Origin of the sequence: Cereibacter sediminicola (assembly GCF_007668225.1) — a bacterium.
Lineage (GTDB): Bacteria > Pseudomonadota > Alphaproteobacteria > Rhodobacterales > Rhodobacteraceae > Cereibacter_A > Cereibacter_A azotoformans.
This window is the reverse complement of the sequence record NZ_VDEK01000005.1, coordinates 138,229-162,898: the sequence shown is the minus strand read 5'-3', so window position 1 is coordinate 162,898 and position 24,670 is coordinate 138,229. Positions and strand designations below refer to the sequence as shown.

General features: G+C 67.1%; 27 protein-coding genes and 1 pseudogene. 16 read left to right on the top strand and 12 right to left on the bottom strand.

Annotation, left to right across the window (positions count from 1 at the left end):
• Positions 1–4 precede the first annotated feature (4 nt).
• Complete coding sequence (hrcA, locus tag FG154_RS05795; RefSeq protein WP_145105225.1) at positions 5–1,075, bottom strand: heat-inducible transcriptional repressor HrcA; 1,071 nt, start codon at positions 1,073–1,075, stop codon at positions 5–7.
• Positions 1,076–1,207: 132 nt separating this feature from the next.
• Here hrcA and rph point away from each other — a divergent pair, with 132 nt between their 5' ends.
• Genes rph through FG154_RS05770 form a run of 5 tightly spaced genes read left to right on the top strand, consistent with a single transcriptional unit; the run spans position 1,208 to position 4,415 of the window.
• Positions 1,208–1,921 (top strand): ribonuclease PH, encoded by a 714-nt coding sequence (rph, locus tag FG154_RS05790; RefSeq protein ID WP_186312294.1) that lies wholly within the window; start codon positions 1,208–1,210, stop codon positions 1,919–1,921.
• Entirely contained in the window at positions 1,918–2,529 is a 612-nt protein-coding gene (gene rdgB, locus FG154_RS05785) for an RdgB/HAM1 family non-canonical purine NTP pyrophosphatase (protein ID WP_145105219.1), read from the top strand. The genes rph and rdgB overlap by 4 nt, the downstream gene beginning before the upstream one ends.
• Positions 2,526–2,900: a RidA family protein gene (locus tag FG154_RS05780; protein ID WP_145105216.1), complete on the top strand. Its 375-nt coding sequence runs from the start codon at positions 2,526–2,528 to the stop codon at positions 2,898–2,900. Before rdgB ends, FG154_RS05780 begins: the two co-directional genes overlap by 4 nt.
• A gap of 2 nt (positions 2,901–2,902) precedes the next feature.
• Positions 2,903–4,060 carry a radical SAM family heme chaperone HemW gene (gene hemW, locus FG154_RS05775; RefSeq protein WP_145105213.1) on the top strand — a complete coding sequence of 386 codons (1,158 nt, stop codon included), beginning with the start codon at positions 2,903–2,905 and terminating at the stop codon, positions 4,058–4,060.
• Position 4,061: 1 nt separating this feature from the next.
• A complete protein-coding gene (locus tag FG154_RS05770; protein ID WP_145105210.1) occupies positions 4,062–4,415 on the top strand; it encodes a YbaN family protein in 354 nt (117 codons plus the stop codon).
• Here FG154_RS05770 and FG154_RS05765 read toward each other — a convergent pair.
• The 7 genes and pseudogenes from FG154_RS05765 to hemJ form a co-directional block, all read right to left on the bottom strand.
• Positions 4,390–5,292: a ParB/RepB/Spo0J family partition protein gene (locus tag FG154_RS05765; RefSeq protein WP_186312293.1), complete on the bottom strand. Its 903-nt coding sequence runs from the start codon at positions 5,290–5,292 to the stop codon at positions 4,390–4,392. The two genes, FG154_RS05770 and FG154_RS05765, sit on opposite strands and share 26 nt — an antisense overlap.
• Before the next feature lie 2 nt (positions 5,293–5,294).
• The gene (locus tag FG154_RS05760; RefSeq protein WP_011909612.1) at positions 5,295–6,116 is read right to left on the bottom strand and encodes a ParA family protein; all 822 of its coding nucleotides are present in this window, start codon (positions 6,114–6,116) and stop codon (positions 5,295–5,297) included.
• A pseudogene (gene rsmG, locus FG154_RS05755) lies at positions 6,109–6,736 on the bottom strand (16S rRNA (guanine(527)-N(7))-methyltransferase RsmG). Before rsmG ends, FG154_RS05760 begins: the two are co-directional and overlap by 8 nt.
• Positions 6,733–8,598 (bottom strand): tRNA uridine-5-carboxymethylaminomethyl(34) synthesis enzyme MnmG, encoded by a 1,866-nt coding sequence (gene mnmG / locus FG154_RS05750; protein WP_186312298.1) that lies wholly within the window; start codon positions 8,596–8,598, stop codon positions 6,733–6,735. Before mnmG ends, rsmG begins: the two are co-directional and overlap by 4 nt.
• Before the next feature lie 11 nt (positions 8,599–8,609).
• Positions 8,610–9,896 (bottom strand): tRNA uridine-5-carboxymethylaminomethyl(34) synthesis GTPase MnmE, encoded by a 1,287-nt coding sequence (gene mnmE, locus FG154_RS05745; RefSeq protein ID WP_145105202.1) that lies wholly within the window; start codon positions 9,894–9,896, stop codon positions 8,610–8,612.
• A 25-nt stretch (positions 9,897–9,921) separates the two neighbouring features.
• Positions 9,922–11,190 (bottom strand): transcription termination factor Rho, encoded by a 1,269-nt coding sequence (gene rho, locus FG154_RS05740; protein ID WP_145105199.1) that lies wholly within the window; start codon positions 11,188–11,190, stop codon positions 9,922–9,924.
• Positions 11,191–11,329: 139 nt separating this feature from the next.
• Complete coding sequence (gene hemJ, locus FG154_RS05735) at positions 11,330–11,827, bottom strand: protoporphyrinogen oxidase HemJ (RefSeq protein WP_186312292.1); 498 nt, start codon at positions 11,825–11,827, stop codon at positions 11,330–11,332.
• A gap of 383 nt (positions 11,828–12,210) precedes the next feature.
• Here hemJ and FG154_RS05730 point away from each other — a divergent pair, with 383 nt between their 5' ends.
• The 4 genes from FG154_RS05730 to dnaQ are packed head-to-tail and all read left to right on the top strand — an operon-like array spanning position 12,211 to position 14,912.
• On the top strand, positions 12,211–12,804 hold the full coding sequence (locus FG154_RS05730; RefSeq protein WP_145105194.1) for a Maf family protein: 594 nt from the start codon (positions 12,211–12,213) through the stop codon (positions 12,802–12,804).
• Positions 12,801–13,640 (top strand): shikimate dehydrogenase, encoded by an 840-nt coding sequence (locus tag FG154_RS05725; protein WP_145105191.1) that lies wholly within the window; start codon positions 12,801–12,803, stop codon positions 13,638–13,640. Before FG154_RS05730 ends, FG154_RS05725 begins: the two co-directional genes overlap by 4 nt.
• Complete coding sequence (gene coaE, locus FG154_RS05720) at positions 13,637–14,230, top strand: dephospho-CoA kinase (protein WP_145105188.1); 594 nt, start codon at positions 13,637–13,639, stop codon at positions 14,228–14,230. The genes FG154_RS05725 and coaE overlap by 4 nt, the downstream gene beginning before the upstream one ends.
• Positions 14,223–14,912, top strand: a complete 690-nt coding sequence (gene dnaQ / locus FG154_RS05715; protein ID WP_145105185.1) for a DNA polymerase III subunit epsilon — start codon at positions 14,223–14,225, stop codon at positions 14,910–14,912. The genes coaE and dnaQ overlap by 8 nt, the downstream gene beginning before the upstream one ends.
• A 3-nt stretch (positions 14,913–14,915) precedes the next feature.
• Here the strand turns inward: dnaQ and secB are convergent, their stop codons facing one another.
• Both secB and FG154_RS05705 read right to left on the bottom strand, forming a co-directional pair.
• On the bottom strand, positions 14,916–15,416 hold the full coding sequence (gene secB, locus FG154_RS05710) for a protein-export chaperone SecB (protein ID WP_145105182.1): 501 nt from the start codon (positions 15,414–15,416) through the stop codon (positions 14,916–14,918).
• 60 nt (positions 15,417–15,476) lie between these two features.
• On the bottom strand, positions 15,477–15,956 hold the full coding sequence (locus tag FG154_RS05705) for an FxsA family protein (RefSeq protein ID WP_145105179.1): 480 nt from the start codon (positions 15,954–15,956) through the stop codon (positions 15,477–15,479).
• A gap of 142 nt (positions 15,957–16,098) precedes the next feature.
• On the opposite strand from FG154_RS05705, the gene FG154_RS05700 reads away from it, so the two are divergent.
• From FG154_RS05700 to FG154_RS05690, 3 genes are read left to right on the top strand one after another with little or no spacing between them, the layout of a single operon-like run.
• The gene (locus FG154_RS05700; RefSeq protein WP_011909624.1) at positions 16,099–16,758 is read left to right on the top strand and encodes a Tim44/TimA family putative adaptor protein; all 660 of its coding nucleotides are present in this window, start codon (positions 16,099–16,101) and stop codon (positions 16,756–16,758) included.
• Positions 16,758–17,783, top strand: coding sequence for a murein transglycosylase A (gene mltA, locus FG154_RS05695; protein ID WP_145105176.1), 1,026 nt, complete (start codon positions 16,758–16,760; stop codon positions 17,781–17,783). Before FG154_RS05700 ends, mltA begins: the two co-directional genes overlap by 1 nt.
• Positions 17,783–18,379 (top strand): Smr/MutS family protein, encoded by a 597-nt coding sequence (locus tag FG154_RS05690; RefSeq protein WP_145105173.1) that lies wholly within the window; start codon positions 17,783–17,785, stop codon positions 18,377–18,379. Before mltA ends, FG154_RS05690 begins: the two co-directional genes overlap by 1 nt.
• A 27-nt stretch (positions 18,380–18,406) precedes the next feature.
• Here the strand turns inward: FG154_RS05690 and FG154_RS05685 are convergent, their stop codons facing one another.
• A complete protein-coding gene (locus FG154_RS05685; RefSeq protein ID WP_145105170.1) occupies positions 18,407–18,820 on the bottom strand; it encodes a VOC family protein in 414 nt (137 codons plus the stop codon).
• Positions 18,817–19,833: a LacI family DNA-binding transcriptional regulator gene (locus FG154_RS05680; RefSeq protein ID WP_145105167.1), complete on the bottom strand. Its 1,017-nt coding sequence runs from the start codon at positions 19,831–19,833 to the stop codon at positions 18,817–18,819. Before FG154_RS05680 ends, FG154_RS05685 begins: the two co-directional genes overlap by 4 nt.
• Positions 19,834–19,983: 150 nt before the next feature.
• Here FG154_RS05680 and FG154_RS05675 point away from each other — a divergent pair, with 150 nt between their 5' ends.
• Genes FG154_RS05675 through FG154_RS05660 form a run of 4 tightly spaced genes read left to right on the top strand, consistent with a single transcriptional unit; the run spans position 19,984 to position 24,669 of the window.
• Positions 19,984–21,042, top strand: a complete 1,059-nt coding sequence (locus FG154_RS05675) for a sugar phosphate isomerase/epimerase family protein (protein WP_145105164.1) — start codon at positions 19,984–19,986, stop codon at positions 21,040–21,042.
• Entirely contained in the window at positions 21,039–22,184 is a 1,146-nt protein-coding gene (locus tag FG154_RS05670) for a Gfo/Idh/MocA family protein (RefSeq protein ID WP_145105161.1), read from the top strand. The genes FG154_RS05675 and FG154_RS05670 overlap by 4 nt, the downstream gene beginning before the upstream one ends.
• On the top strand, positions 22,181–23,680 hold the full coding sequence (locus tag FG154_RS05665) for a sugar ABC transporter ATP-binding protein (RefSeq protein ID WP_145105159.1): 1,500 nt from the start codon (positions 22,181–22,183) through the stop codon (positions 23,678–23,680). The genes FG154_RS05670 and FG154_RS05665 overlap by 4 nt, the downstream gene beginning before the upstream one ends.
• A complete protein-coding gene (locus FG154_RS05660) occupies positions 23,677–24,669 on the top strand; it encodes an ABC transporter permease (RefSeq protein ID WP_011909632.1) in 993 nt (330 codons plus the stop codon). The genes FG154_RS05665 and FG154_RS05660 overlap by 4 nt, the downstream gene beginning before the upstream one ends.
• Position 24,670: the final 1 nt, after the last annotated feature.

The window sequence follows — 24,670 nt, the reverse complement described above, 5'->3', positions numbered from 1 at the left end:
CTCGTCATCCCTTGCCGCGGTCGGACACCAGCCGACCCACCAGCTGCGCCGTGTAATCGACGATCGGCACGATGCGCCCGTAGTTGAGCCGCGTCGGGCCGATCACGCCAATGGCGCCGATGATCTTTCGATCCGCGTTCATATAGGGAGAGACCACCAGAGAGGAACCCGAAAGTGAGAAAAGCTTGTTTTCCGAGCCGATGAAAATGCGCACCCCCTCGCCCGCCTCGGCCAGTTCGAGGAACTCGGCGATGTCGCGCTTGCGCTCCAGATCGTCGAAGAGCGTTCGGATCCGCTCGAAATCGGCCGCCTCGGTCGATCCCTCCAGGAGGTTGGCGCGCCCGCGCACGATCAGGCGCTCGGACTGCTCGCCCGGGTTCTCCCACACGGCAAGGCCACTCTGGACCAGATCATGCGCCAGCGCGTCGATCTCCCGCCGGCGCCGGGAAATCTCCTGACCGATGGTCTGGCGCATGTCGGCCAGCGTCCGGCCCTCGACCAGAGCGTTGAGGAAATTCGCCGCCTCGCGCATCGAAGAAGCGGTCTGACCCGGCGGCGGGCGGAAGACCCGGTTCTCGACATGGCCGTCGGCGAAGACCAGCACCACCAGCGCCCGGTCGGCCCCGAGGCTCACGAACTCGATATGGCGGATCGGCGCCTCGTGCTTGGGCGACAGGACGAGGCTGGCGCCGTGAGTGATCGAGGAGAGCGTCGCTCCCACCCGGTCGAGCAGCGACACCACGTCATGCTCGTTCCCGCCCATCGTGGCGTCGATCCGCTCGCGGTCCTCCTCCGAGACGGTGCCGACCTCGAGCAGCCCGTCCACGAACATCCGCAGGCCCAGCTGCGTCGGGATCCGCCCCGCCGAGACATGCGGGCTGTCCAGCAGGCCCAGATATTCCAGATCCTGCATCACGTTGCGGATGGTGGCCGCACTGACCTTCTCGGTCATGTGGCGCGTGAGGGTCCGCGATCCTACCGGATCGCCCGAGGCGAGATAGCCCTCGACAACCCGCCGGAACACCTCGCGCGAGCGGTCATTCATCTCGGATAGCATCTTGCTGCCTTGAGTCATCACCCAGCCTTCAAGCGACTGCCGACTTTAGCGAGGCGGCTTGGCGCCCGTCAATCGGGCTGGCCTTCACTAAGGGTTGCATCTGCGCGCGCGGGCGGCCTATCTGGCGCCGTTCCAGACATGAGGTTTCCCATGCGTCCTTCCGGCAGAAAGCTCGACCAGATGCGGTCGGTGTCCATCGAGCCCAACGTGATGAAACATGCCGAGGGCTCCTGCCTGATCCGCATGGGCGACACGCATGTGCTGTGCTCGGCTTCGATCGAGGACAAGCCGCCGCCGTTCCTGAAGAACACGGGCCTCGGCTGGGTGACGGCCGAATACGGGATGCTGCCGCGCGCCACCACCTCGCGCAACCGCCGCGAAGCCGCCTCGGGCAAGCAGAGCGGCCGCACGCAGGAGATCCAGCGCCTGATCGGGCGCGCGCTGCGCGCGGGTGTAGACCGCTCGGCGCTGGGTGAGCGGCAGATCGTGATCGACTGCGACGTGCTGCAGGCCGATGGCGGCACGCGCTGCGCCTCGATCACCGGCGGCTGGGTCGCGCTGCGGCTGGCGGTCAACAAACTCCTGAAGGCCGGGATCGTGGTCTCGGACCCGATCGTGGATCACGTCGCGGCCGTCTCTTGCGGGATCTACGCCGGACAGCCGGTCCTTGACCTCGACTACGCCGAGGATTCCACCGCCGGCACCGATGGCAACTTTGTCCTGACCGGCCGCCAGCGCCTGATCGAGGTGCAGATGTCGGCCGAGGGCGCGAGCTTCTCGCGGGACGAGATGGGCCAGCTGCTCGACCTGGCCGAAGCGGGCATCGGAGAGCTTGTGGCGGCGCAGAAGGCGGCGCTCGGATGACGCGGACGTTCTCGGGCGACCGGCTGCTGGTCGCCACCCACAACAAGGGCAAGCTCGAGGAGATCCAGCATCTCTTCGAGCCCCTCGGCATCACGGTCGTCTCGGCGGGTGAACTGGGCCTGCCCGAGCCAGAGGAGACCGAGACCACCTTTGTGGGCAACGCCCGCATCAAGGCCCATGCCGCGGCGAAGGCGGCCAGCATGGTGGCGCTGGCCGACGATTCCGGCATCACCATCGACGCGCTCGACGGGGCGCCGGGCGTCTATACGGCCGACTGGGCCATGACGCCCACGGGCCGCGATTTCGTCAAGGCGATGACCGACACATGGGCGAAGCTCGAGGCGGCCAACGCCCCCTGCCCGCGCAAGGCGCAGTTCCGTTGCACGCTGGTTCTGGCCTGGCCCGACGGGCATGACGAGGTGTTCGAGGGTGTGATGCCCGGACAGGTCGTCTGGCCGATGCGCGGCGATCAGGGCCACGGCTACGATCCGATCTTCCAGCCCGACGGCAGCGATCTGACCTTTGGCGAAATGGACCGCTGGGAGAAGAACCAGATCAGCCACCGCGCCCGCGCCTTCCGCAGCCTGATGGCGGGGTGCTTCCAGTGAAGCGCATCTCCAGCGGGTCGCCGTTCGAGACCGCGATGGGCTATTCCCGCGCCGTGGTGAAGGGCAACTGGTGCTTCGTCGCGGGCACGACGGGCTATGACTATGCCACCATGACCATGGCCGAGGGCGTGGCCGAGCAGGCCCGGAACTGCCTTGGAACCATCGCACGGGTTCTTGATGAGGCCGGTTTCGCGATGGCCGACATCGTGCGGGTGCAGTATACCGTCACCGACGCGGCGCTGATCGAGGCGCTGGCCCCCGTTCTGGGGGACGTGCTGGGCGAGATCCGTCCGGCCGCGACCATGGTCATCGCCGGGCTGATCCGCCCCGAGATGCTGGTCGAGATCGAGGTGACGGCCTTCAAGGGGTAGCGATGGACGACTGGCGGAACGGCGGCTTCGGGCTTTACCTGCACTGGCCGTTCTGTCAGTCGAAGTGCCCCTACTGCGATTTCAATTCCCATGTCGCGGCCACCATCGACCAGAGCCGCTGGCAACGGGCCTATCTGTCCGAGATCCGCCGTCTGGGCACCGAGACCGAAGGACGGGTGCTGAACTCGGTCTTCTTCGGCGGCGGCACGCCCTCGCTGATGGAGCCCGAACTGGTGGCCGCCATCCTCGAGACAGTGCGGGCCACCTGGCCGCTTGCCAATGATCTGGAAGTGACCCTCGAGGCCAACCCCGGATCGGTCGAGGCTGGCCGCTTCCGCGGCTTCCGCGACGCCGGCGTCAACCGGATCTCGATGGGGATACAGGCGTTGAACGACGCTGACCTCCGCCGGCTCGGGCGGCTGCATACGGTCGCCGAGGCGCGCGCCGCCTTTGATGTGGCGCGCACGACCTTCGACCGGGTGAGCTTCGATCTGATCTATGCCCGGCAGGACCAGTCGCTCGCGGATTGGCGGCAGGAACTGTCGGAGGCGCTGGCCATGGCGGCGGATCACCTGTCGATGTATCAACTCACGATCGAGGACGGCACGGCCTTTGGCGAGCGGTTCAGGCGCGGCACGCTGAGGGGCCTGCCGGAAGAGGAACTGTCGGCCGACATGTATGGGCTGACGCAGGATCTGTGCGACGCGGCCGGCCTGCCCGCCTACGAAATCTCGAACCACGCACAACCAGGCGCCGAATCACGGCACAATCTGATCTACTGGCGGGGCGGCGATTATGTCGGAGCCGGCCCCGGCGCTCATGGTCGCGTCAGTCTGGCGACCGGCCGCTGGGCAACGGAGGCACCAAAAGCGCCCGGCGGATGGCTGGAACGTGTCGAACGCGAGGGAAACGGCGAGCTGCCGCGCGTAAGGCTGGACCGCGAGGACCATGCGCTGGAATATCTGATGATGGCGCTGCGATTGCGCGAGGGCTTGGACAGCGAGCGTCATGCCGCGCTGGCCGGGCGACCACTGGACGAGCGGCGGGTCACCGACCTGCAGGAGATGGGCATGATCGAGACAGACGGCGCGCGGCTGCGCGCAACCACCCGGGGCCGCATGGTCCTGAACTCCGTCATCGCCTCATTGGCGGGTGAGTGACATGCGGCTGCTGTGGGTCTCGGCCGGTCTCACGTCGCTGGGGCTCGGAACGCTCGGCATCTTCCTGCCGCTGCTTCCGACCGTCCCGTTCCTGCTGCTGGCGGCCTTCTGCTTCGCCCGCTCGTCCGAGCGGCTGCATGACTGGCTAGTCACCCACCCCGTCCTGGGGCCGCCGATTCAGGATTGGCAACGTTCGGGCGCCATCTCGATCAAGGGGAAGCGGATGGCCACCCTGTCGATGCTGGCCGTCTTCGGCTTCTCGGTCGGGATGGAGCTGCGACCGGCCATCCTCGCCGTTCAGGCGGCCGTGCTGTGCGCCACCAGCATCTTCATATGGACCCGTCCCTCGGCATGACCGAGAGAGTGCGGCAGAGCGTATCCAGATCGTCGAGCGTATTGTAGCGGATCGTCAGACGACCGCTCTCTCCACCGGGCTCATGATCGATCGTGACCGACATCTTGAGATTGGCCGAAAGATCCGCCTCCAGAGCCCGCGTGTCCGCATCCTTGTCGCGCCCACCGCGTTGGGCGCTCGGCTTCCGCTTGTCGGACGCGCCACGGGCGAGCCGCTCGGTGTCGCGGACCGACAGGTTGCGTGAAATCACCTGACGCGCCAGATCCGAGGCGTTCGGCGTTGTGATCAGGGCGCGCGCATGGCCCGCCGTCAGCTTCCCCTCACGCAGCCAAGCCTGGACATCGTCCGGAAGTTGCAGCAATCTCAACAGGTTGGCAATGTGGGAGCGGCTTTTGGATAGGGCCTCGGCCAGCTTTTCCTGCGTGTGGCCAAAGCGATCCATCAGCTGACGGTAGCCCATGGCCTCTTCGATGGCGTTGAGATCCGCGCGCTGGATGTTCTCGATGATCGCGACCTCAAGAACCTCGGTGTCGTCGAACTCGCGCACGATGACGGGCAGCTCATGCACCTGCGCAAGCTGCGACGCGCGCCAGCGCCGCTCACCCGCCACGATCTCGTAACGGTCGGAGCCGGGGATCGCCCGGACGATCAGCGGCTGGATGACGCCCTTCTGCCGGATCGATGCCGCCAGATCCTCCAGCGCCTCGGGGCCGAAATCCCGACGGGGCTGGTTCGGGTTGGGAACCAGCTTCTCGACAGGCACCAGAAGGTCCGCGCGACGTCCGGCGCCCTGCCCTGCATCCACCTCTACCTGAATGTCTGCCATCAAGGCGGAAAGGCCGCGGCCGAGCCCCCGACGTTCCATCTTTCTCTCCATTCCTACGCGGGTTCCTGTTGGGCCGCAAACTTGTGCCGGGCCGCGATCTCGCGTGTCAGTGCCCGGTAAGCCTCACTGCCCTTCGATGCCGGATCGTAGGCAAGCACCGGAAGCGCATAGGACGGGGCCTCGCTGACCCGCACATTCCGCGGGATCATGGTGCGAAACACCAGATCCCCCAGGTTCTGCCGCGCGTCTCCCTCTACAAGTTGTGAGAGATTGTTGCGCTTGTCATACATCGTGAGAAGCACGCCCTCGATCTTCAACGCCGGATTTGCGGTGCTGCGCACCTCGCGAATCGTCAGCATGAGTTGCGACAGACCTTCGAGGGCAAAGAACTCGCTCTGCAGAGGCACGAGGACCGAGTCGCAGGCAATCAGGGCGTTCACCGTCAGCAGGCTCAGGGACGGCGGACAATCGATCAGGATGTAATCGAAGCCGAACGTCTCCATCGCCGGCTGCCTCAGCGCCTCGCGGAGAAGCTGGCTTCGCTTCTCGTTTGCCGCAAGCTCGATGTCCGCGGAGGCGAGATCCGCATTGGCAGGGCAGATGAAAAGCGTCTCGACCCGCGTCGGCTGAATGACCTCGGCCAGATCCGGCTTGTCAAGGAGCAGATCATAGCTGGTCTTCAGCCGGCTGCCGACATCTATGCCAAGCCCGGTAGAGGCATTGCCCTGAGGGTCGAGATCCACGACCAGAATCCGCGCACCCAGCTCGGCGAGTCCCGCGGCGAGATTGATCGCGGTTGTGGTCTTGCCGACCCCCCCCTTCTGGTTGGCAATCGCCATGATGCGCGGCTTTGCGGGGCGGATCGTCTCAGACATGAGCCAAGGCCTTCAACTTCAGGATGACAGCGCTGGGATCGGTGACGCTCGGGTGAATCTCTGGCTCCATGTTCCACGAAAGGCGCGCCGCCGCAATCTCGGACGCGTAGTTGGCGCCCTTCGGGAAGAGGCACATGCCCTCTGGCGCAAGATGAGGCGCTGCGAGCGCGCAAAGGTCCGTCAGAGGTGCAAGCGCGCGGGCACTGATGACGTCCGCCCGCTGGGGTGGCAGCTGCTCCACGCGCGCCGCGTGGGACGGCTACGCTGAGGTCGAGCGCGCGGGCCGCGGTGCGGAGAAACGTCGCCTTGCGCTGATCCGATTCGACAAGAACGAATCGCGACTCCGGTGCCTTTTCGGCGGCTATTAAGGCTACCACGATTCCGGGGAACCCGCCCCCGCTTCCGAGGTCGAGCCACGTCCCGAAGGTTGCCGGACGGAGATGCCAAAGCTGCGCCGAATCCTGGATGTGCCTTATCCAGATTTGCCCATCAGTCGACCTGCCGATCAAGTTGATCGCGCTGTTCCACTTGCGAATAAGATCCACATACCGCTCGAGCTTTCCCAGTGTTTCACGTGAAACATCCAGCGATTCGGCAACCTTGCAGTCATCCTCCGTCATCCTGCGGCGGTGCTCCTGTTGGTCCGGCGGAGGCGCGAAAGGATAAGCATCAGCGCGGAAGGTGTCATCCCCTCCAGGCGAGCCGCCTGAGCGATGGTGGCCGGCCGAGCGCGGAGCAGCTTTGCCGTCAATTCATGGGACAGGCCGGAGAGAGAGCCGTAATCGAAATCAGAGGGAATGCGGACCATCTCGTCGCGCCTGAGCGACTGGGCTTCCAGTTCCTGTCGTGCAATAAATTGCGCGTACAGTGCGTCTCTCGCCAGTTGTTGACGAATGTCGTACGGAAGCCGCGCAAGTTCGGGAATGGCCCGCTCGACCGCCGACGCCGCCTCCTCGCCGAATGCCATGACATCGTAAGCCGATCTGCGCGTGCCGTCTTGACTGATCCTGATCTCCAGACGTGCCAGATCCGTCGGAGTCAGCGTGGTCTGTTGCAGCACGGTCCGCCCCCGAGTGAGCGCGTCCATCTTTGTCAGGAACGCGTCTCGTCGGACCTGACCCACACAACCGAGGTCGATACCCGTCTGGGTGAGGCGCTGATCCGCATTGTCCGCGCGAAGCGTGAGCCGGAACTCCGCGCGCGAGGTGAACATGCGGTATGGCTCTGTCACGCCCCGGCTGGTCAGATCATCGATCATGACGCCGATGTAACTGTCAGAGCGGCTGAAATGCAGCGGCTCCCTCCCCAGCACGGCCAAGGCAGCATTCAATCCCGCCGCCATGCCTTGCGCGGCAGCCTCTTCATAACCGGTCGTGCCGTTGAGCTGGCCGGCGAAATACAGACCGGACACGGATTTCACTTCCAGCGTCGGAAGAAGCTCGCGCGGATCAAAATAGTCGTATTCGATCGCATAGCCGGGTTGAAGGATCGTGACCTCCTCCAGACCAGCAATGGTGCGGACATAACTTTCCTGCACCTCCACAGGAAGCGAGGTGGAAATGCCGTTCGGATAGACCGTGTGATCGTCGAGCCCTTCGGGCTCCAGGAACACCTGATGCCCCGTCTTGTCCGCGAAGCGAACGATCTTGTCCTCGATCGAAGGGCAATACCGCGGCCCGACCCCCTCGATGTGCCCGCCGTACATAGCGGACTGCTGCAGATTGTGCCGGACAATCTCGTGCGTCCGCTCGTTGGTGCTGGTGATCCCGCACGAAATCTGTCGAGCCACCGGAGCGCGGTTCAAAAAGGAGAACATCACCGGATCCGAGTCACCCGGTTGCATCTCCAGCCGGGACCAATCGATCGTCCGGCCATCAAGCCGCGGCGGCGTCCCGGTCTTGAGCCGACCGCGAGCCAGGTTCAGATCCATCAGCCGTTGCGCAAGCCGAACCGAGGGCCGATCTCCCATCCGCCCGCCCGGCCGCCTGTCGTGCCCGATGTGAATGGTGCCGTTCAAGAAGGTCCCAGAGGTCAGAACGACGGCCTCGGCATCAAGACGCGTGCCGTCTGCCAAAACGACGCCGGTCGCCCTCCCCTGATCCAGAACCAGATCGACGACCTCGCCCTCGACGATATCAAGACCAGGTTGTTCCAAGAGAAATTTCTGGATCGCTGCGCGGTAAAGACGGCGATCGGCCTGAGCCCGCGGGCCCTGAACCGCCGGACCCTTCTTGCGATTCAAGAGCCGGAACTGGATCCCTGCGGCATCGGCCGCCTGCCCCATCAGACCATCCAGCGCGTCGATCTCACGCACAAGATGTCCCTTTCCCAAGCCACCAATCGCAGGATTGCACGACATCACGCCGAGATCCGAGCGGCGCAGCGTCACCAACGCGGCACGCACGCCCATCCGTGCCGCCGCAGCGGCCGCTTCGCAGCCCGCATGCCCGCCCCCAATGACAATCACGTCGAACTGTTTCACGTGAAACATGCTCATTTCCCAATGCAGAAGCTGGAGAAGATCTCGCCCAGCAAGGCCTCCACATCCACCCGACCCACGAGAGAATCCAGCGCCCTCAAGGCCAGCCGCAGATCCTCCGCCGCGAGTTCCGTATGCGGCACGCCCTGCATTAGCTGAACATACGCCGATTCCATAGCCCCGATCGCGCGCCCCATGGCAAGACGATGCCGCTCGCGGGTAAAACTTCCGGCACCGGCGGTCCGAGCGAGAAGCCGATCCTGCAGCGCCTCCACCAGTTCCTGGATACCGTCGCCGGTCAGGCCGGACACGCTGAGGCCGTGCGTCGGGCGCATGTCCGCCTTCCCCTGCACGACCAGATCGTCGGCCTCTGGCTCGAGCCCGACAACGGGTCCAGTCTGATCCAGCAAGAAGATCCGCAGGTCGGCCGTCCGAGCCCGCGTCAGCGCCCGATCGATTCCCAGGGCTTCCACCGGATCCTGAGTCTCGCGCAGACCTGCCGTGTCCAGCAAGGTCACGGCGAGTCCGCCCAGGTTCATCCGCACCTCGATGACATCGCGCGTCGTGCCGGCAACTTCGGATGTGATGGCGGCCTCGCGCTGCGCCAGCGCATTCAGAAGCGTAGACTTGCCTGCGTTCGGGGCGCCAATGATGGCAACTTCAAATCCATCGCGAATCCGTTCGGCGACGCGGGAGCCATCCACTTCCCTCTTCAGATCCGACATCAGGCGCTCCAGAAGGCCAAGCACTTCGGGCGTCACATCAACCGGAACATCCTCATCGGCGAAGTCGATCGTCGCCTCCAGCAGCGCGGCCGCGCGGATCAGATCCGTCCGCCAGCGTTCCGTGCGCTTGCCGATGGCGCCAGAGAAAATCCGCATCGCCTGCCGCCGCTGGGCTTCGGTTTCGGAATCGAGCAGGTCTGCAAGCCCCTCCACCTGTGCCAGATCCAGCCGCCCATTGTCGAGCGCCCGCCGCGTGAACTCGCCGGCGTCGGCCAGCCGCAATCCCGGCTGTTCCGAGAGGGCCCGAAGGACCGACGAGACCGCAGCCGCGCTGCCATGAAGGTGTATCTCGGCCGAACGTTCGCCTGTAAAGCTGGCCCCTTCTGCAAACAACAGGATCAGAGCCTCGTCGAGGACCTCGCCGTTCCAGGTCAGGCGCCGCAGCGCCGCGCGTCGCACTTCCGGCAACGACACTCCGAAGGCAGCCACCGCCTCATGCGCCTGCGGCCCGGAAAGGCGCAATACCGCCACCCCGGCCTTGCCGCGTGCGCTGGCCAAGGCGTAGATCGTGTCCATTCCGGTGTCCCGTGATCCGGGTCTGTCAGGTGTTCATCGAGTCGAAGAACTCGGCGTTGCTCTTGGTTTGCCGCAGCTTCGAGATCAGGAATTCGATCGCATCGGTGGTGCCCATCGGGTTCAGGATGCGGCGCAGGACGTAGGTCTTCTGCAGGTCCGACTTGTCCACCAGCAGATCCTCTTTCCGCGTGCCGGACTTGAGGATGTCCATCGCCGGGAAGACCCGCTTGTCGGCAACCTTGCGGTCCAGCACGATCTCGGAGTTGCCGGTGCCCTTGAACTCTTCGAAGATCACCTCGTCCATCCGGCTGCCGGTGTCGATCAGGGCGGTCGCGATGATGGTCAGCGACCCGCCTTCCTCGATGTTCCGCGCCGCACCGAAAAACCTTTTCGGACGCTGCAGGGCGTTCGCATCGACGCCACCGGTCAGCACCTTGCCCGCCGAGGGCACCACGGTGTTGAAGGCGCGCCCCAGACGGGTGATCGAGTCGAGCAGGATCACCACATCGCGCTTGTGCTCGACCAGCCGCTTCGCCTTCTCGATCACCATCTCCGCCACCGCGACGTGCCGCGTCGCCGGCTCATCGAATGTCGAGGAGACAACCTCCCCTTTCACCGAGCGCTGCATGTCCGTGACTTCCTCGGGCCGCTCGTCGATCAGCAGCACGATCAGGTAGCACTCGGGGTGGTTGGTCGCGATCGAATGGGCGATGTTCTGCAGCAGCACCGTCTTGCCGGTCCGCGGAGGCGCCACGATCAGGCCGCGCTGCCCCTTCCCGATCGGCGCCACCAGATCAATGATCCGGGCCGAGCGGTCCTTGATCGTCGGATCGTCCACTTCCATCTTCAGCCGCTCGTCGGGATAGAGCGGCGTGAGGTTGTCGAAATGCACCTTGTGGCGGGCACGCTCGGGATCGTCGAAGTTGATCCGCGTCACCCGCGTCAGGCTGAAATAGCGTTCGTTCTCGCGCGGAGCGACGATCACGCCCTCGACGGTATCGCCGGTGCGCAGCGAGAACTGGCGCAGGATCTCCGGCGAGACGTAGATGTCGTCCGGGCCCGGCAGGTAGTTCGCCTCGGGCGAACGCAGGAAGCCGAAGCCGTCCTGCAGCACCTCGAGCACCCCGTCGCCGCCGATCTCGTAGCCTTCCTCGGCATGCTCCTTCAGGATCGAGAACATCATCTTGCCCTTGCGCATGGAAGGTGCGTTCTCGATCTCCCATTCCTCGGCCATGGCCAGCAGGTCGGCCGGGGTCTTGGCCTTCAGGTCCGCGAGGTTGAGACGTTCGGTCATGGCGATCTGCCGTTCATGGAGGGCCCACCGCACGGATGGGGCGCTTCGGTCAGGACTGGGAGATGCAATGGGCCGGACGGCCCTGCAAGGCCGCACATAGGCGCTGCAGCGCCGCGAGTCAATCGCCTTGGCCTGCGGCTCAGAGGCCCCAGAAGTTCCATTTGGCGACGGCCGAGAACACGATCACCAGCATGAGAAGCGTCGGCAGCTCGTTCATCATGCGGTAGGTGCGCCCTGCCCGGCTGTTCGTCCCGGCCGCAAAGTCCTTGCGGCGGGCCGCCAGCCACATGTGGAAGGCCGTCATGGCGATGACGGATGCGGCCTTCGTCCAGGGCCAGAGCATCGACCAGTCCACGATCCCCGGCGTGAAGACGAGCGCGAGGCCGAAAAACCAGGTCGCGACCATCGCGGGGTTCATGATCGCCCGCAGAAGCCGCCGCTCCATCGTCTGGAAGAGCGTGTCGGCCTCGGTCCCGGTTTTCACGACCTCCGCGTGATAGACGAAGAGGCGCGGCAGGTAGAACAGCCCCGCCATCCAGGCCAGCACCGAGATCACGTGAAGCGACTTGGTCCACAGGTAGTAGTCGGCCAGGAACGTGCCCATCGTGATCTCCTCGAAGCGGTTGGGCATCTGCATAAGAAAAGAAAGAATGAAAGGGAATGATGCAGTAGGGCGCAGGGATAACTGGATTTGCCGCTTTGCCCCGCCACTTGTCCACAGACACCCTACTGGGGGCAACGGTGTGTATCAATGTGGAGAGAATTTTCGTCGCCCGTGGAACACGTTCATTTTCATTAGGTTGCAAAGAATCGGGCCTGTGGATTATTTTCGCCGCTTCTGTCCCGTCCCTTGGGAGGGAGGAGTCGTCCACCGACGCCGTGACGCTTCTTCCAGAAGTGGACAACTGTGGCTCTTTGCCCGATAAGATGGGATCTTGACGGACGAACGGTCGCCGACAGCCCGGATTGTGCCGGATTCGCCGTCAGGAACAGAAGCAGACTATCCACAGCCTCCTCCCCATGCGCCTTCTCCTCGCCTCTGCCTCGGAAACGCGGCTCGCGCTCCTTCGGGCCGCGGGGCTGGAGCTTGAGGCCATCCCCGCCCGCATCGACGAGGAGGGCGTCCGCGCCGCGCTCGAGGCCGAGGGCGCCTCGCCCCTCGACGTGGCGGACACGCTGGCCGAGATGAAGGCGCAGAAGCTGGCCGAGCGGCATCGCGACGCGCTGGTGCTCGGCTGCGATCAGGTGCTGGCCTTCCGGCGCGAGGTCTGGGGCAAGGCGCCCGACCCCGAGGCGCTGCGCGCCCAGCTGGTCCGACTTCGGGGCCAGACCCACAAGCTCATCTCGGCCGTCGTCCTCTACGAGGCGGGTCGCCCGGTCTGGCGCCATGCCGGCGAGGTGCGGCTCACGATGCGCGACTTTTCCGACGGCTGGCTCGAGGACTACATCGCCCGCAACTGGCAGACCGTGCGTCACTCGGTCGGCGGCTACCATCTGGAAGGCGAAGGCGTGCGGCTCTTTTCCGCCGTCGAGGGCGATTATTTCACCGTCCTCGGCCTGCCGCTGCTGCCGCTCTTGAATTATCTGGGTCAAAGAGGCTTCATCCCGACATGACGGAACACATGCGCATCCCGCTTGCGGGGGTGATCGGATCGCCCATCGCCCACAGCCGTTCGCCGGCGCTGCACGGCTACTGGCTGAAACGCTACGGGCTCAAGGGCCACTACATCCCCATGGATGTGGCCCAGGCCGACCTGCGCGAGGTGCTGGCCGCGATGCCGCGGATGGGATTCGTCGGCTGCAACGTGACGATCCCGCACAAGGAAACGGTGATTGCGCTGGCCGACATCGTCACCGACCGGGCGGCGCTGATCGGGGCGGCCAACACGCTGATCTTCCGCAAGGACGGCAAGATCCACGCCGACAACACGGACGGGGCGGGATTCACCGCGAACCTGCGCCAGAACGCGCCCAGCTGGCAGCCTCAGGCGGGGCCGGCGGTGGTCTGGGGCGCGGGAGGCGCCGCGCGCGCCGTGATCGCGGCCCTGATCGAGGTGGGCGTGCCCGAGATCCGGCTGTCGAACCGCAGCCGGGCGCGGGCCGATGCGCTGCGCTCGGACTTCGGGGCCAAGGTGCAGGTCTTCGACTGGGTTCAGGCGGGCAACATCCTCGAGGACGCGACGACGGCGGTGAACACGACCTCGCTCGGCATGATCGGAAAGCCGGACTTCCGGGTGCCGCTGGATGCGCTGAGCCCGAAGGCCGTCGTGACCGATCTCGTCTATACGCCTCTCAGGACGCGGCTTCTTGCCGAGGCCGAGGCTGCCGGCTGCCGCACGGTGGACGGGCTCGGGATGCTGCTGCATCAGGCCGCGCCGGGGTTCGAGCGGTGGTTCGGTGTCCGGCCCGAGGTGGACGAGGACACCCGGGCCGCCGTGCTGGCGACATGAGACCGTTCCGCCTTGGTCTCACCGGCTCGATCGGCATGGGCAAGTCCACCACGGCGGCCCTTTTCGCCGAGGAGGGTGTGCCGGTGTGGGACGCCGATGCCGCCGTGCACCGCCTCTATGCCAAGGGCGGCGCTCTGGTCGCGCCGGTGGGTGCGCTCTGCCCCGCCGCGGTGCTGGAGGGCGCGGTGGACCGTGGCGCCCTGCGGGACTGGATCGCGGCGGACCCCTCGGCCCTGCCCCGGCTCGAAGCGGTGGTTCACCCGGCCGTCGCGGCCGACCGGTCGGCATTTCTGGCCTGCACACAGGCCGACATCGTGCTGCTCGACATCCCGCTGCTGTTCGAAAAGGGCTCGGAGGCCGAGATGGATGCGGTGCTCCTTGTCACGGCGCCGCCGTCCCTGCAGCGGGCCCGCGTGCTCGCGCGGGGCACCATGACCTCGGCGCAGCTCGAGGCGATCCTCGCCCGCCAGATGCCCGACCGCGAGAAGCGCGCCCGCGCCACCCACATCCTCGAGACGCTGGGGCTGGAGGCCGCGCGCGCCTATGTCCGGGCGCTGATTGCCCATATCCGCGAGAGTGCCCATGCGTGAGATCGTCCTCGACACCGAAACCACCGGCTTCGAACCCTCCGAGGGCCACCGGATTGTCGAGATCGGGGCGGTCGAGCTGTTCAACCACATGCCGACCGGGCGGACCTACCACCAGTATATCAACCCCGAGCGGCCGATGCCGAACGAGGCCTTCGAGGTCCACGGGCTTGGCGACGAGTTCCTGCGCGACAAGCCGGTCTTTGCCGAGATCGGCACGGCCTTCCTCGAGTTCGTGGGCGAGGCGCGGCTGGTGATCCACAACGCCGCCTTCGACATGAAATTCCTGAACTTCGAGCTGGGGCGGGTCGGGCTGCCGCGCCTGCCGTTCGAAAGGGCGCTCGACACGCTGGCGCTGGCACGAAAGCGGTTCCCCGGCGCGCCCGCGACGCTCGACGCGCTCTGCCGCCGGTTCGGCGTGGACAATTCGGCGCGCGAAAAGCACGGGGCGCTGCTCGACAGCGAGATCCTGGCCGAGGTCTATCTGGAACTGATCGGGGGCCGGCAGCCGGATTTCGGGCTGGCCTCCGTCTCGGGCACGCGCACGGGCGGCGCCGAGGGCGAATGGCGCCCGCGTCCCCGGCCCGTGGCCCTGCCGCCGCGGATCACCGAGGAAGAGGCCGCCGCCCATGCCGCCTTCGTGGCAAAGCTGGGCGACGGCGCGATCTGGCTCAAGCGGGTCTGAGCGTCACTGGACGGGCTGGGCGGCCTTCTGCGCGTCGGCGCGGCGGGCCAGCTCCATCCGGTAGAGCGCGAGGAAATCGACCGTGTCGATGTTGAGCGGCGGGAAACCGCCGTCGCGCGTCACGTCCGAGATGATGCGGCGCACGAAGGGGAACAGCAGGCGCGGGCATTCGATCAGCAGGAACGGATGCATCTGCTCTTCCGGCACGTTCTCGACGTGGAAGATCCCGCCGTAGTCGAGTTCCAGCAGGAACAGCGTCTCGGCCGCGCCGGACTTGTTCTTCGAGGTCACCTTGAACTTGGTGATGACCTCATACTGATGTTCGACCGACCGCTTGCGGGCGTCGAGGCTCACCTGAACCTGGATGTCGGGCTGCACGTCCCCGCCCTGCAGGCCCTTCTGGGCCACCATGTTCTCGAACGACATGTCGCGCACATACTGCGCGAGCACCTGCATCCTGATCTGCGGTGCCGCCTCGGCGGGCGCTCCGTTGGCATCGGTCATCGTGTCTCTCCCTGGGTCACGGGCCATTTCCGGCCGGTGTATCAGGTCGTTGGCTGCGCCTCAATGCCGCGTCCAGCCGGAATTGCCCGGCGGCCGGGACGGCGGGGCCAGAGGATCGCGCGGGGCCGGGTCCACCTCGTGATAGTCGCCCTCGATCGGCCGGTCGTCCGTCATGGGGCCGCGCCAGGTGGTCGTGCGCACCTGCACATTGCGGCCGAGCCGGCGGATCAGCGCGCGCCGCAGCGGCGGGATCAGCAGCAGAAGGCCCAGGGTATCGGTGAAGAAGCCGGGCAGGATCAGCAGGCCCGCCGCCAGCGACACGACGGCCCCGTCCGCCATCAGCGCCAGCGGATCCATCCGCCGCGGCATCTGAAGGGCGGCCTGCATCTCGACCCCCCGCCGGCGCAGCAGGACGATGCCGAGGGCCGCCGTTCCGAAGATGACGAGCAGCGTCGCCAGCAGGCCGATCGCCCCGCCGATGGTGACGAACAGCGCGATCTCGAGGATCGGAAGGGCAAGGACGGCCGCGAGTGGCCACATGGAAGCCTCCTGTATCATGCGACTTGTCGGGCGCGGCGGTGGACTTGCCGCCAGCCCTCCCCTACATAGGGAAGGATCGCTATCCGTACCAACCCCGATATGCCGCGGGACTTCAGGCCCGACGCCCCCGACCGAGGTAAAAATGAGTTCGTCCCTGATCCAACTGCTGGTGCTGGCCGGGATCGCCGTCTTTCTGATCATCAAGCTCAAGAGTGTTCTGGGCACCCGCGAGGGGTTCGAGAAACCTCCGGTGCCGCTGGAAGACCCCAGGCCGCGGCCCCGGCGTGAGTTTGAGGTGATCGAGGGCGGACCCGACCGCGACATCATCGACCACGTCACCGACGGCAGCCCCTCCGCGAAGGCGCTGGCCGGTATGAAGATGGCCGAGCCGGGCTTTTCGGTGTCGGAATTCCTCACCGGCGCCCGCGGGGCCTATGAAATGATCGTGATGGCCTTCGAGAAGGGCGAGCTGGAGCAGATCCGGCCCTTCCTCTCGGCCGAGGTGTTCGAAAGCTTCGAGGATGCCGTCAACGCGCGCGAGGCCGAGGGGCTGAGCGTCGAGGCGAACTTCCTCGGCCTGCGCGAGATCGACATCCACGAGGCCTCCTTCGAGCGCGACTCGCGGATCGGGCAGATCGCCGTCCGCTTCGTGGGCGAGCTGACCTCGGTCGTGCGCAACCGCGAGGGCCAGGTTGTCGAGGGCAGCCCCACCGAGATCAAGCGCCAGCGCGACGTCTGGACCTTCGAGCGGCACATGGGCGCGAACGACCCCAACTGGCAGCTCGTCGCCACCGGGGAGTGATGCGTGCCCTGCTCTGCGCGCTGGCGGTCTGCGTCGTGACGGCGGCGTCCGGTGCCGCCTCGGCGCAGGTGCTCGACTTCGAAGAGCTGGACGGCTGGCGCGACGACGATCATTCCGAGGCGCTGGCCGTGTTTCGCCAGACCTGCGACCTGCTGAAGGGGCCCGAATGGGCCCCGCTCTGCCAGCTTTCGGCCGACATGGCGGGCCGACCCGAGGCCGCGCGAGAGTTCTTCGAGCTGTTCTTCCGGCCCGTTCAGGTGGGCGACCCGCCGGCTCTGTTCACCGGCTATTACGAGCCCGAACTCGAGGGCTCGCCCGTTCGCACCTCGCGCTTCAACTGGCCGATCTACGCCCGCCCCCCCGAATTGCAGGATGGCACCGTCTGGCGCAGCCGCGCCGAGATCGACGGCGGGTTCCTGTCCGGCCGCGGGCTCGAGATCGCCTGGCTCGACGATCCGGTCGAGGTCTTCTTTCTCCATGTCCAGGGCTCGGGGCGGATCAGGATGCCCGACGGCCGGGTACTCCGCGTGGGCTTTGCGGGCAAGAACGGCCATCCCTATGTCTCGGTCGGCAAGGAGATGGTCCGCCGCGGGCTGCTGCGGCTCGAGGAGGCCTCGGCCCGGACGATCCGCGACTGGGTGCAGCGCAATCCGATCGAGGGGCGGGCGCTGCTGGGCCTGAACCCGTCCTACGTCTTCTTCCGCAAGCTGCCGCAGCTGGCCTCCGACAAGGGGCCGATCGGGGCGATGGGCCGGTCGATCACCACGCTGCGCAGCATCGCGGTGGACCCGCTGTTCACGCCGCTCGGCGCCCCGGTCTGGGTCGAGAAGGACGGACGGCGCCCGCTGCGCCGGCTGTTCGTGGCGCAGGACACCGGCGGGGCGATCAAGGGCACGCAGCGCGCGGACATCTTCTACGGCACCGGCTCACGTGCGGGCGAGGTTGCGGGCGAGGTCAAGGACGGCGGGCGGATGATGGTGCTGCTGCCCATCGACCGCGCCTTTGCCATGCTGCCGGAACACTGATGGCCCGGCGTCGGACGCTCCGCCCGGATGAGGAAGAGCTGTGGCAGGCCGTCGCCCGGTCGGCCCAGCCTCTGCATCCTCAGCGCGTCCGCACCCACACGCCCAAGCCCGATCCCCTGCCCCATGCGCCCGAACCGCGGGTGCAGGTGCCGGCCTTTCCGCATTTTCACGTCGGAGAGAAGGTCCGGCACGCCTCGGGCCACGATCTCGTGCCTGCGCTGCGCGACCAGCTTGCGGCGCAACCCTTGCGCATGGATGCCAAGAGCTTCGCGCGCATGTCGCGCGGCAAGCTCTCGCCCGAGGCGCGGATCGACCTGCATGGCATGACCCTCACCGAGGCGCATCCCGAGCTGATCCGCTTCATCCTGAACGCCCACGCCGATGGGCTGCGGCTGGTGCTGGTCATCACCGGCAAGGGCAGCCGGAGGCCGGACGATCATGGCCCGATCCCACAGCGGCCGGGCGTCCTGCGCCATCAGGTGCCGCACTGGCTGCGGATGCCGCCACTTGGGGCGGCGGTGCTTCAGGTGGCCATGGCGCATCTGAAGCACGGCGGCGAGGGCGCCTATTACGTCTATCTCCGCCGCCCCCGCTGAGGCGCGTCCTTCGCGCTTCGTGAAGGGTCACGACCAGATCGCGGGATCCGCGAACTCGATCGAATTGCCCGCGGGGTCGCGGACATAGATCGAGCGCGCACCGTTCGGCCAGTGGAAGTCCGCCTCGATCTCCACGCCCGCCTCCTCCAGCCGCCGCCGCCACAGATCGAGCGCCTCGGGCGGGATGGCGAAGCAATAGTGCCCCTGCCCGCGCGTCCCGTGCGGCGGCACCGGCAGCGCGGGGTTTGTCGGGGGCTTGGCTGTTTCCAACGGGTTGAAGACCAGCAGCACCCCGTCTCCCACCCGGAAGAAGATGTGCCGGTTTCCCGCGCGGGCCAGCACCGGCAGGCCGATCAGCCCGTGATAGAAGGCCTCGGCCGCGGCCAGATCGTCGGTATAGAGCGCGGATTCGAGGGTGCCGAGGATCGGAGGATGGGTCATGGGGATGCTCCTGTGCCGCAAGGAGGTGCAACGCTCTGCCGCCGGATCAGCTCCACCGGCAGCAGCTCGGACGGGCCGCCGAGGGTGCGGGTGTCGATCATGGCCGACAGCAGCTCGCCCGCCCGGCGCCCGATCAGGCGGCGCGGCTGCCGGATCGTGGTCAGCGCCGGCGTGAGATGGGCCACCACCTCGATATCGTCGAAACCCACCACCGAAACATCCGCCGGAACCGCGATGCCCGCGTGCTGCAGGGCCCCCATGAAGCCGCAGGCCATCTCGTCCGAGGCGCAGAAGACCGCCGTGGGGCGGTCCTTCAGACCGAGCCATGTCATCGCCGCCGCCGACCCCGAGGCCAGCCCGAAGTCGCCGCGGAAGATCCAGTCGTCGCGCAGCGGCAGCCCGAGATCGCCGAGCGCCCGTCTCACGCCCTCGAGCCTGCTTTCGGTCAGCACGTTGCCCGCGGGGCCCATGACATGGCCGATGCGCCGGTGCCCCATCTCGTGCAGGTGCCGGATCGCGATCTCGGCCCCGGCCGCATTGTCCACCCGCACCGAGGGCAGCGCCTCGCCCATCCATTCGCAGGCCAGGATCACCGGCGGGCGCCGCCGCGTGGCCAGCGCCTCGAGGGGCAGGCTGCCGTCAAAGATCACCACTCCGTCGGCCAGCCCGCTCTCGAGATAATGGGCCAACCGGCCAGCCGGGTCCGTGTGCGTGTCCGCGATCAGAAGCCCGTAACCCGCAGGCGTCAGGACGGAGGCGAGGCCCGACAGGATCTCCGAGAAGAACGGATTGGCGAGGTTCGGCACCAGCGCGAGGATGCTGCCGGTGCGCCGCCGCCGCAGGTTCCTCGCCATCGAGTTCGCGACGTAACCCGTGTCGCGCACCGCGCGCAGGACGGCCTCGCGCGTGGTCTCGGCCACGCGCTCGGGGTGCGACAGGGTGCGGCTCACCGTGGCGGTCGAGACCCCCGACAGCCGGGCAACATCCTGAATCGTGGCGACTTTCTGCGGCATCTCACCCCCCGGTTCGGCGCCATCCTGCGGTGCAGGAGAATCGTTGTAAACGATTGTTGCGTGCCTATAGTGAATCTGCAAACGATTACATCAACGACAGCGGTCGCGATGGGGACGTTGCGCCGGTGGCGACCGGAGGGAGGAAAGCGCTTGAAGACGATCAAGGGGCCTGCGCTGTTTCTGGCGCAGTTCGCGGGCGATGCTGCGCCCTTCAACTCGTGGACGTCGATCACCCGATGGGCCGCCGACTGCGGCTACGCCGGCGTCCAGGTGCCGACATGGGACGCGCGGCTGTTCGATCTCGACCGGGCGGCCGAGTCGAAGGACTGGTGCGACCAGTTTCGGGGAGAGGCCGCCGAGGCCGGCATCGAGGTGACCGAGCTGGCAAGCCACCTGCACGGCCAACTCGTCGCGGCCCACCCGGCCTATGACACGATGCTCGACGGCTTTGCCGATCCGTCCGTGCGCGGAAATCCCAAGGCACGGCAGGAATGGGCGGTGGACCGGGTGATGAAGGGCCTGACCGCCTCGCGCAATCTGGGGCTGAAGGCGATGGCCACCTTCTCGGGGGCGCTGGCCTGGCCCTATCTCTATCCTTGGCCGCAGCGCCCGGCGGGCCTTGTCGAGACCGCCTTCGACGAACTGGCCGCCCGCTGGCGCCCGATCCTCGACCATGCCGAGGAGTGCGGGATCGACCTCTGCTACGAGATCCACCCGGGTGAGGATCTGCACGACGGAGTGACCTTCGAGATGTTCCTCGAGCGCGTCGGCGGCCACGCCCGCTGCAACATGCTCTACGATCCGTCGCACTATGTGCTGCAGGCGCTGGATTACCTCGACAACATCGACATCTACGGCAGCCGCATTCGCATGTTCCACGTCAAGGACGCCGAGCTGAACCCGACCGGGCGGCAGGGCGTCTATGGCGGCTTCCAGTCCTGGGTGAACCGGGCGGGGCGCTTCCGAAGCCTCGGCGACGGGCAGGTGGATTTCGGCGCGATCTTCTCCAGGCTCACTGCGCTCGACTTCGACGGCTGGGCGGTGGTCGAGTGGGAATGCGCGCTGAAACATCCCGAGGACGGGGCGCGCGAAGGGGCGGAGTTCGTGCGCAACCACATCATCCGCGTCACCCCCAACGCCTTTGACGATTTCGCGGGCGCGGGCACCGACGAGGCCGCCAACCGCGCCATGCTGGGGCTCGACCGATGAGCCGGTTTGCAGGGCGCGAGGGGCCGATCCGGCTCGGCATGGTGGGCGGCGGCAGCGGGGCCTTCATCGGCGCGGTCCACCGGATCGCGGCGCGGCTCGACGGGAAATACCAGCTGGTGGCGGGGGCGCTCTCCTCGACGCCCGAGAAGGCGCGCGAAAGCGCGGCGGCCCTCGGCATCCCGCGCAGCTACGACGATTTCACCGCCATGGCCAAATCCGAGGCCCGGCGGCGCGACGGGATCGAGGCGGTGGCGATCGTCACCCCGAACCACATGCACGGGCCAGTGGCGCGCGAGTTCCTCAAGCGCGGCATCCATGTCATTTGCGACAAGCCGCTGACGGCGACGCTGACCGAGGCCAAGCGCCTCCAGCAGGCGGCCGAGAAGGCGGACGCCCTCTTCGTGCTCACGCACAATTACACGGGCTATCCGATGGTGCGCGAGGCGCGCGCGCTGGTGGCCTCGGGGGCGCTGGGGCGGCTGCGGGTGGTGCAGGTCGAATATCCGCAGGGCTGGATGGCGGCGCCGGTCGCCAACAAGCAGGCCGAATGGCGCAACGATCCGGCGCGCAGCGGCGCGGGCGGCTCGACGGGCGATATCGGGACGCACGCCTACAACCTCGCCCGCTTTGTGTCGGGCCTGAAGGTCGAGGCGCTGGCGGCGGACCTGTCCCAATTCGTCGAGGGGCGGCAGAACGACGACAACGCCCATGTGATGCTGCGCTTCGAGGGCGGGGCGCGCGGGATGCTCTGGTGCAGCCAGGTGGCGGTGGGGCACGAGAATTCGCTCCGCCTGCGGATCTACGGCGAAAAGGGCGGGCTCGAATGGGCGCAGGAGAACCCGACCGAGCTTTGGCACACGCCCCTGGGCGAGCCCAAGCGCCTCATCACCCGCATGGGCGCAGGCGCCGGGCCCGAGGCCGCGCGGGTGAGCCGCACCCCCGCGGGCCATCCCGAGGGCTTCCTCGAGGCCTTTGCGACCATCTATTCCGAAGCGGCCGAGGCGATCGTCGCCTACCGCGCGGGCAAGGCTGCGCCCGAGGGCGTGACCTATCCGGGCATCGCCGACGGGTTGGAGGGCATGGCCTTCATCGACGCCTGCATCCGCTCGTCGCGGCGCAACGCCGCCTGGGTGGTGCCATGACCGACCCCGTGCTCGCGATCCGCAAGGTCTCGCGGCTGTTCGGGCCGGTCCAGGTGCTGTTCGATGTGGATTTCGACCTCTGCCCCGGCGAGGTCCATGCGCTGATCGGCGAGAACGGCGCGGGCAAGTCCACCACGATGAAGATCCTCGCGGGCTATCTCGCGCCCTCGGCGGGCGAGGTGCTGCTCGATGGCCGGCCCATCCACTTCCCCTCCTCGCGCGAGGCCGAGGCTGCAGGGATCGTGATGATCCACCAGGAGTTCAACCTCGCGACCCCGCTCACCGTCGAGGAGAACATCTTCCTCGGGCGCGAGCTGAAGCGGGGGCCCTTCCTCGACCGCCGCGCCATGCAGGCCGAAAGCCGCCGCCTGCTCGAGCGGCTGCACTGCGCGGTCGATCCGGGTGCGCGTGTCTCCTCGCTGTCGGTGCCGAACCGGCAGATGGTCGAGATCGCGAAGGCGCTGGGGCTGAAGGCGCGCGTCCTCATCATGGACGAGCCGACGGCCGTGCTGACCCACCGCGAGACCGACACGCTGCTCGAGCAGGTGGACCGCCTGCGCAGGGCGGGCACCGCGATCCTCTACACCTCGCACAAGCTGGATGAGGTGGCGCGGATCGCCGACCGAGTGACGGTGCTGCGCGACGGGCGGCGGGTCATGACGGTTCCGGCGAAGGACCTCAGCGAGGACCGGATGGCGGAGGCGATGGTGGGGCGCGAGCTGTCGGACCTCTTCCCGACCAAGGGCACGCCCGCGGCCGAGCCGGTGCTTGAGGTGACGAACCTCACCGTGCCGGGCTTCGTGCGCGACGCCTCGTTCACGCTCCGGCGGGGCGAGGTGCTGGGCTTTGCGGGCCTCGTGGGCTCGGGGCGGACAGAGCTGATGGAGGGGATCGTGGGCCTCCGCCCGGCCACGGGCGAGGTGCGCATGGCGGGCCACGACCTGCCCCACGGATCGGTTGCGGCGGCGCGCGCGGCGGGCCTCGTCTATCTGACCGAGGACCGCAAGGAGAAGGGCCTGCTTCTCGGCAAGCCCTTGACCGAGAACCTGACCCTCCTCGCGCTCGACCGCTTCGGCCGGGTGCTGATCGACAAGGCCGCCGAAGAGCGCGCCCTGACGCAGGCCATCTCGGACTTCGACATCCGCGCGGGCGACCGCGGGATCAGCGCGGGCAGCCTGTCGGGCGGGAACCAGCAGAAGCTGCTTCTGGCCAAGACCATGCTGGCCGAACCGCAGGTCGTCATCATCGACGAGCCGACGCGCGGGATCGACGTGGGCACCAAGCAGCAGATCTACGGCTTCATCGCCCGCCTCGCGGCCGAGGGCCGCAGCGTGATCGTCGTCTCGTCCGAACTGCCCGAGGTGATCGGCGTGGCCAACCGCATCGTGGTGATGAGCGCGGGCCGGATCGCTGGCGAGGTCGAGGGCGACGCCATTACCGAAGAGAACATCGTCCGCCTCGCGATGGGGCTGAACCACCGGAAGGCCAGCGCATGAGTGCCGTCACCGTTCCCCGTCCCCGTTTCCAGCTTTATGTTCTCGGACCGCTGCTCGCCCTCTTCGTGCTGATCGCGCTGGGGGCCTGGCTGAACCCGAACTTCCTCAGCTATGGCAACATCACCAACGTGCTCGCGCGCTCGGCCTTCATCGGCATCATCGCGGTGGGCATGACCTTCGTCATCACCTCGGGGGGGATCGACCTCTCGGTGGGCTCGATGGCGGCCTTCATCGCCGGCCTCATGATCCTGTCGATGAACGCGCTTCTGCCCCACATGGGCGCGGGCGTCCCGGTCATTCTGATGGGGGTACTGGTGGCGGCCTGCGCGGGGCTGCTCGCGGGCTGGCTCAACGGGTTTCTCATCGCCAAGGTCGGGATCGAGCCCTTCATCGTGACGCTGGGCACCATGGGCATCTACCGCTCGCTCGTCACCTGGCTGGCCGACGGGGGCACGCTCTCGCTCGATTTCGGGCTGCGCGGCCTCTACCGGCCGGTCTATTACGGCGGGATCTTCGGCATAGCCTGGCCGATCATCGTCTTTGCGATCGTCGCCATCCTGGGCGAGATCGTGATGCGCCAGACCGCCTTCGGCCGCCATGTGGCCGCCATCGGCGCCAACGAGCAGGTGGCGCGCTACTCGGCCGTCAAGGTGCCGCGGGTGCGGATCGCGACCTATGCGCTGCTGGGCCTGCTCGTGGGGCTGGCCACCATCATGTATGTGCCGCGCCTCGGCTCGGCCTCGGGCTCGACCGGCGTCCTGTGGGAGCTTGAGGCCATCGCCGCCGTCATCATCGGCGGAACGGTTCTCAAGGGCGGCTATGGCCGGGTCTGGGGCACGGTGGTGGGCGTCCTGATCCTCAGCCTGATCGACAATATCCTGAACCTCGCCTCGATCGTCAGCCCCTACCTGAACGGCACGATCCAGGGCGTCATCGTGATCCTCGCTGTCGTGCTGCAGCGGGAGAAGAAGGCCGCCGACGCGCGGTAGA

Excerpts from the sequence above, each read along its gene's own strand:
- hrcA (WP_145105225.1), bottom strand. The coding sequence starts at position 1,075 with ATGACTCAAGGCAGCAAGATGCTATCCGAGATGAATGACCGCTCGCGC.
- rph (WP_186312294.1), top strand. The coding sequence starts at position 1,208 with ATGCGTCCTTCCGGCAGAAAGCTCGACCAGATGCGGTCGGTGTCCATC.
- rdgB (WP_145105219.1), top strand. The coding sequence starts at position 1,918 with ATGACGCGGACGTTCTCGGGCGACCGGCTGCTGGTCGCCACCCACAAC.
- hemW (WP_145105213.1), top strand. The coding sequence starts at position 2,903 with ATGGACGACTGGCGGAACGGCGGCTTCGGGCTTTACCTGCACTGGCCG.
- FG154_RS05770 (WP_145105210.1), top strand. The coding sequence starts at position 4,062 with ATGCGGCTGCTGTGGGTCTCGGCCGGTCTCACGTCGCTGGGGCTCGGA.
- FG154_RS05765 (WP_186312293.1), bottom strand. The coding sequence starts at position 5,292 with ATGGAGAGAAAGATGGAACGTCGGGGGCTCGGCCGCGGCCTTTCCGCC.
- FG154_RS05760 (WP_011909612.1), bottom strand. The coding sequence starts at position 6,116 with ATGTCTGAGACGATCCGCCCCGCAAAGCCGCGCATCATGGCGATTGCC.
- mnmE (WP_145105202.1), bottom strand. The coding sequence starts at position 9,896 with ATGGACACGATCTACGCCTTGGCCAGCGCACGCGGCAAGGCCGGGGTG.
- rho (WP_145105199.1), bottom strand. The coding sequence starts at position 11,190 with ATGACCGAACGTCTCAACCTCGCGGACCTGAAGGCCAAGACCCCGGCC.
- hemJ (WP_186312292.1), bottom strand. The coding sequence starts at position 11,827 with ATGCAGATGCCCAACCGCTTCGAGGAGATCACGATGGGCACGTTCCTG.
- FG154_RS05730 (WP_145105194.1), top strand. The coding sequence starts at position 12,211 with ATGCGCCTTCTCCTCGCCTCTGCCTCGGAAACGCGGCTCGCGCTCCTT.
- FG154_RS05725 (WP_145105191.1), top strand. The coding sequence starts at position 12,801 with ATGACGGAACACATGCGCATCCCGCTTGCGGGGGTGATCGGATCGCCC.
- coaE (WP_145105188.1), top strand. The coding sequence starts at position 13,637 with ATGAGACCGTTCCGCCTTGGTCTCACCGGCTCGATCGGCATGGGCAAG.
- dnaQ (WP_145105185.1), top strand. The coding sequence starts at position 14,223 with ATGCGTGAGATCGTCCTCGACACCGAAACCACCGGCTTCGAACCCTCC.
- secB (WP_145105182.1), bottom strand. The coding sequence starts at position 15,416 with ATGACCGATGCCAACGGAGCGCCCGCCGAGGCGGCACCGCAGATCAGG.
- FG154_RS05705 (WP_145105179.1), bottom strand. The coding sequence starts at position 15,956 with ATGTGGCCACTCGCGGCCGTCCTTGCCCTTCCGATCCTCGAGATCGCG.
- FG154_RS05700 (WP_011909624.1), top strand. The coding sequence starts at position 16,099 with ATGAGTTCGTCCCTGATCCAACTGCTGGTGCTGGCCGGGATCGCCGTC.
- mltA (WP_145105176.1), top strand. The coding sequence starts at position 16,758 with ATGCGTGCCCTGCTCTGCGCGCTGGCGGTCTGCGTCGTGACGGCGGCG.
- FG154_RS05690 (WP_145105173.1), top strand. The coding sequence starts at position 17,783 with ATGGCCCGGCGTCGGACGCTCCGCCCGGATGAGGAAGAGCTGTGGCAG.
- FG154_RS05685 (WP_145105170.1), bottom strand. The coding sequence starts at position 18,820 with ATGACCCATCCTCCGATCCTCGGCACCCTCGAATCCGCGCTCTATACC.
- FG154_RS05680 (WP_145105167.1), bottom strand. The coding sequence starts at position 19,833 with ATGCCGCAGAAAGTCGCCACGATTCAGGATGTTGCCCGGCTGTCGGGG.
- FG154_RS05670 (WP_145105161.1), top strand. The coding sequence starts at position 21,039 with ATGAGCCGGTTTGCAGGGCGCGAGGGGCCGATCCGGCTCGGCATGGTG.
- FG154_RS05665 (WP_145105159.1), top strand. The coding sequence starts at position 22,181 with ATGACCGACCCCGTGCTCGCGATCCGCAAGGTCTCGCGGCTGTTCGGG.
- FG154_RS05660 (WP_011909632.1), top strand. The coding sequence starts at position 23,677 with ATGAGTGCCGTCACCGTTCCCCGTCCCCGTTTCCAGCTTTATGTTCTC.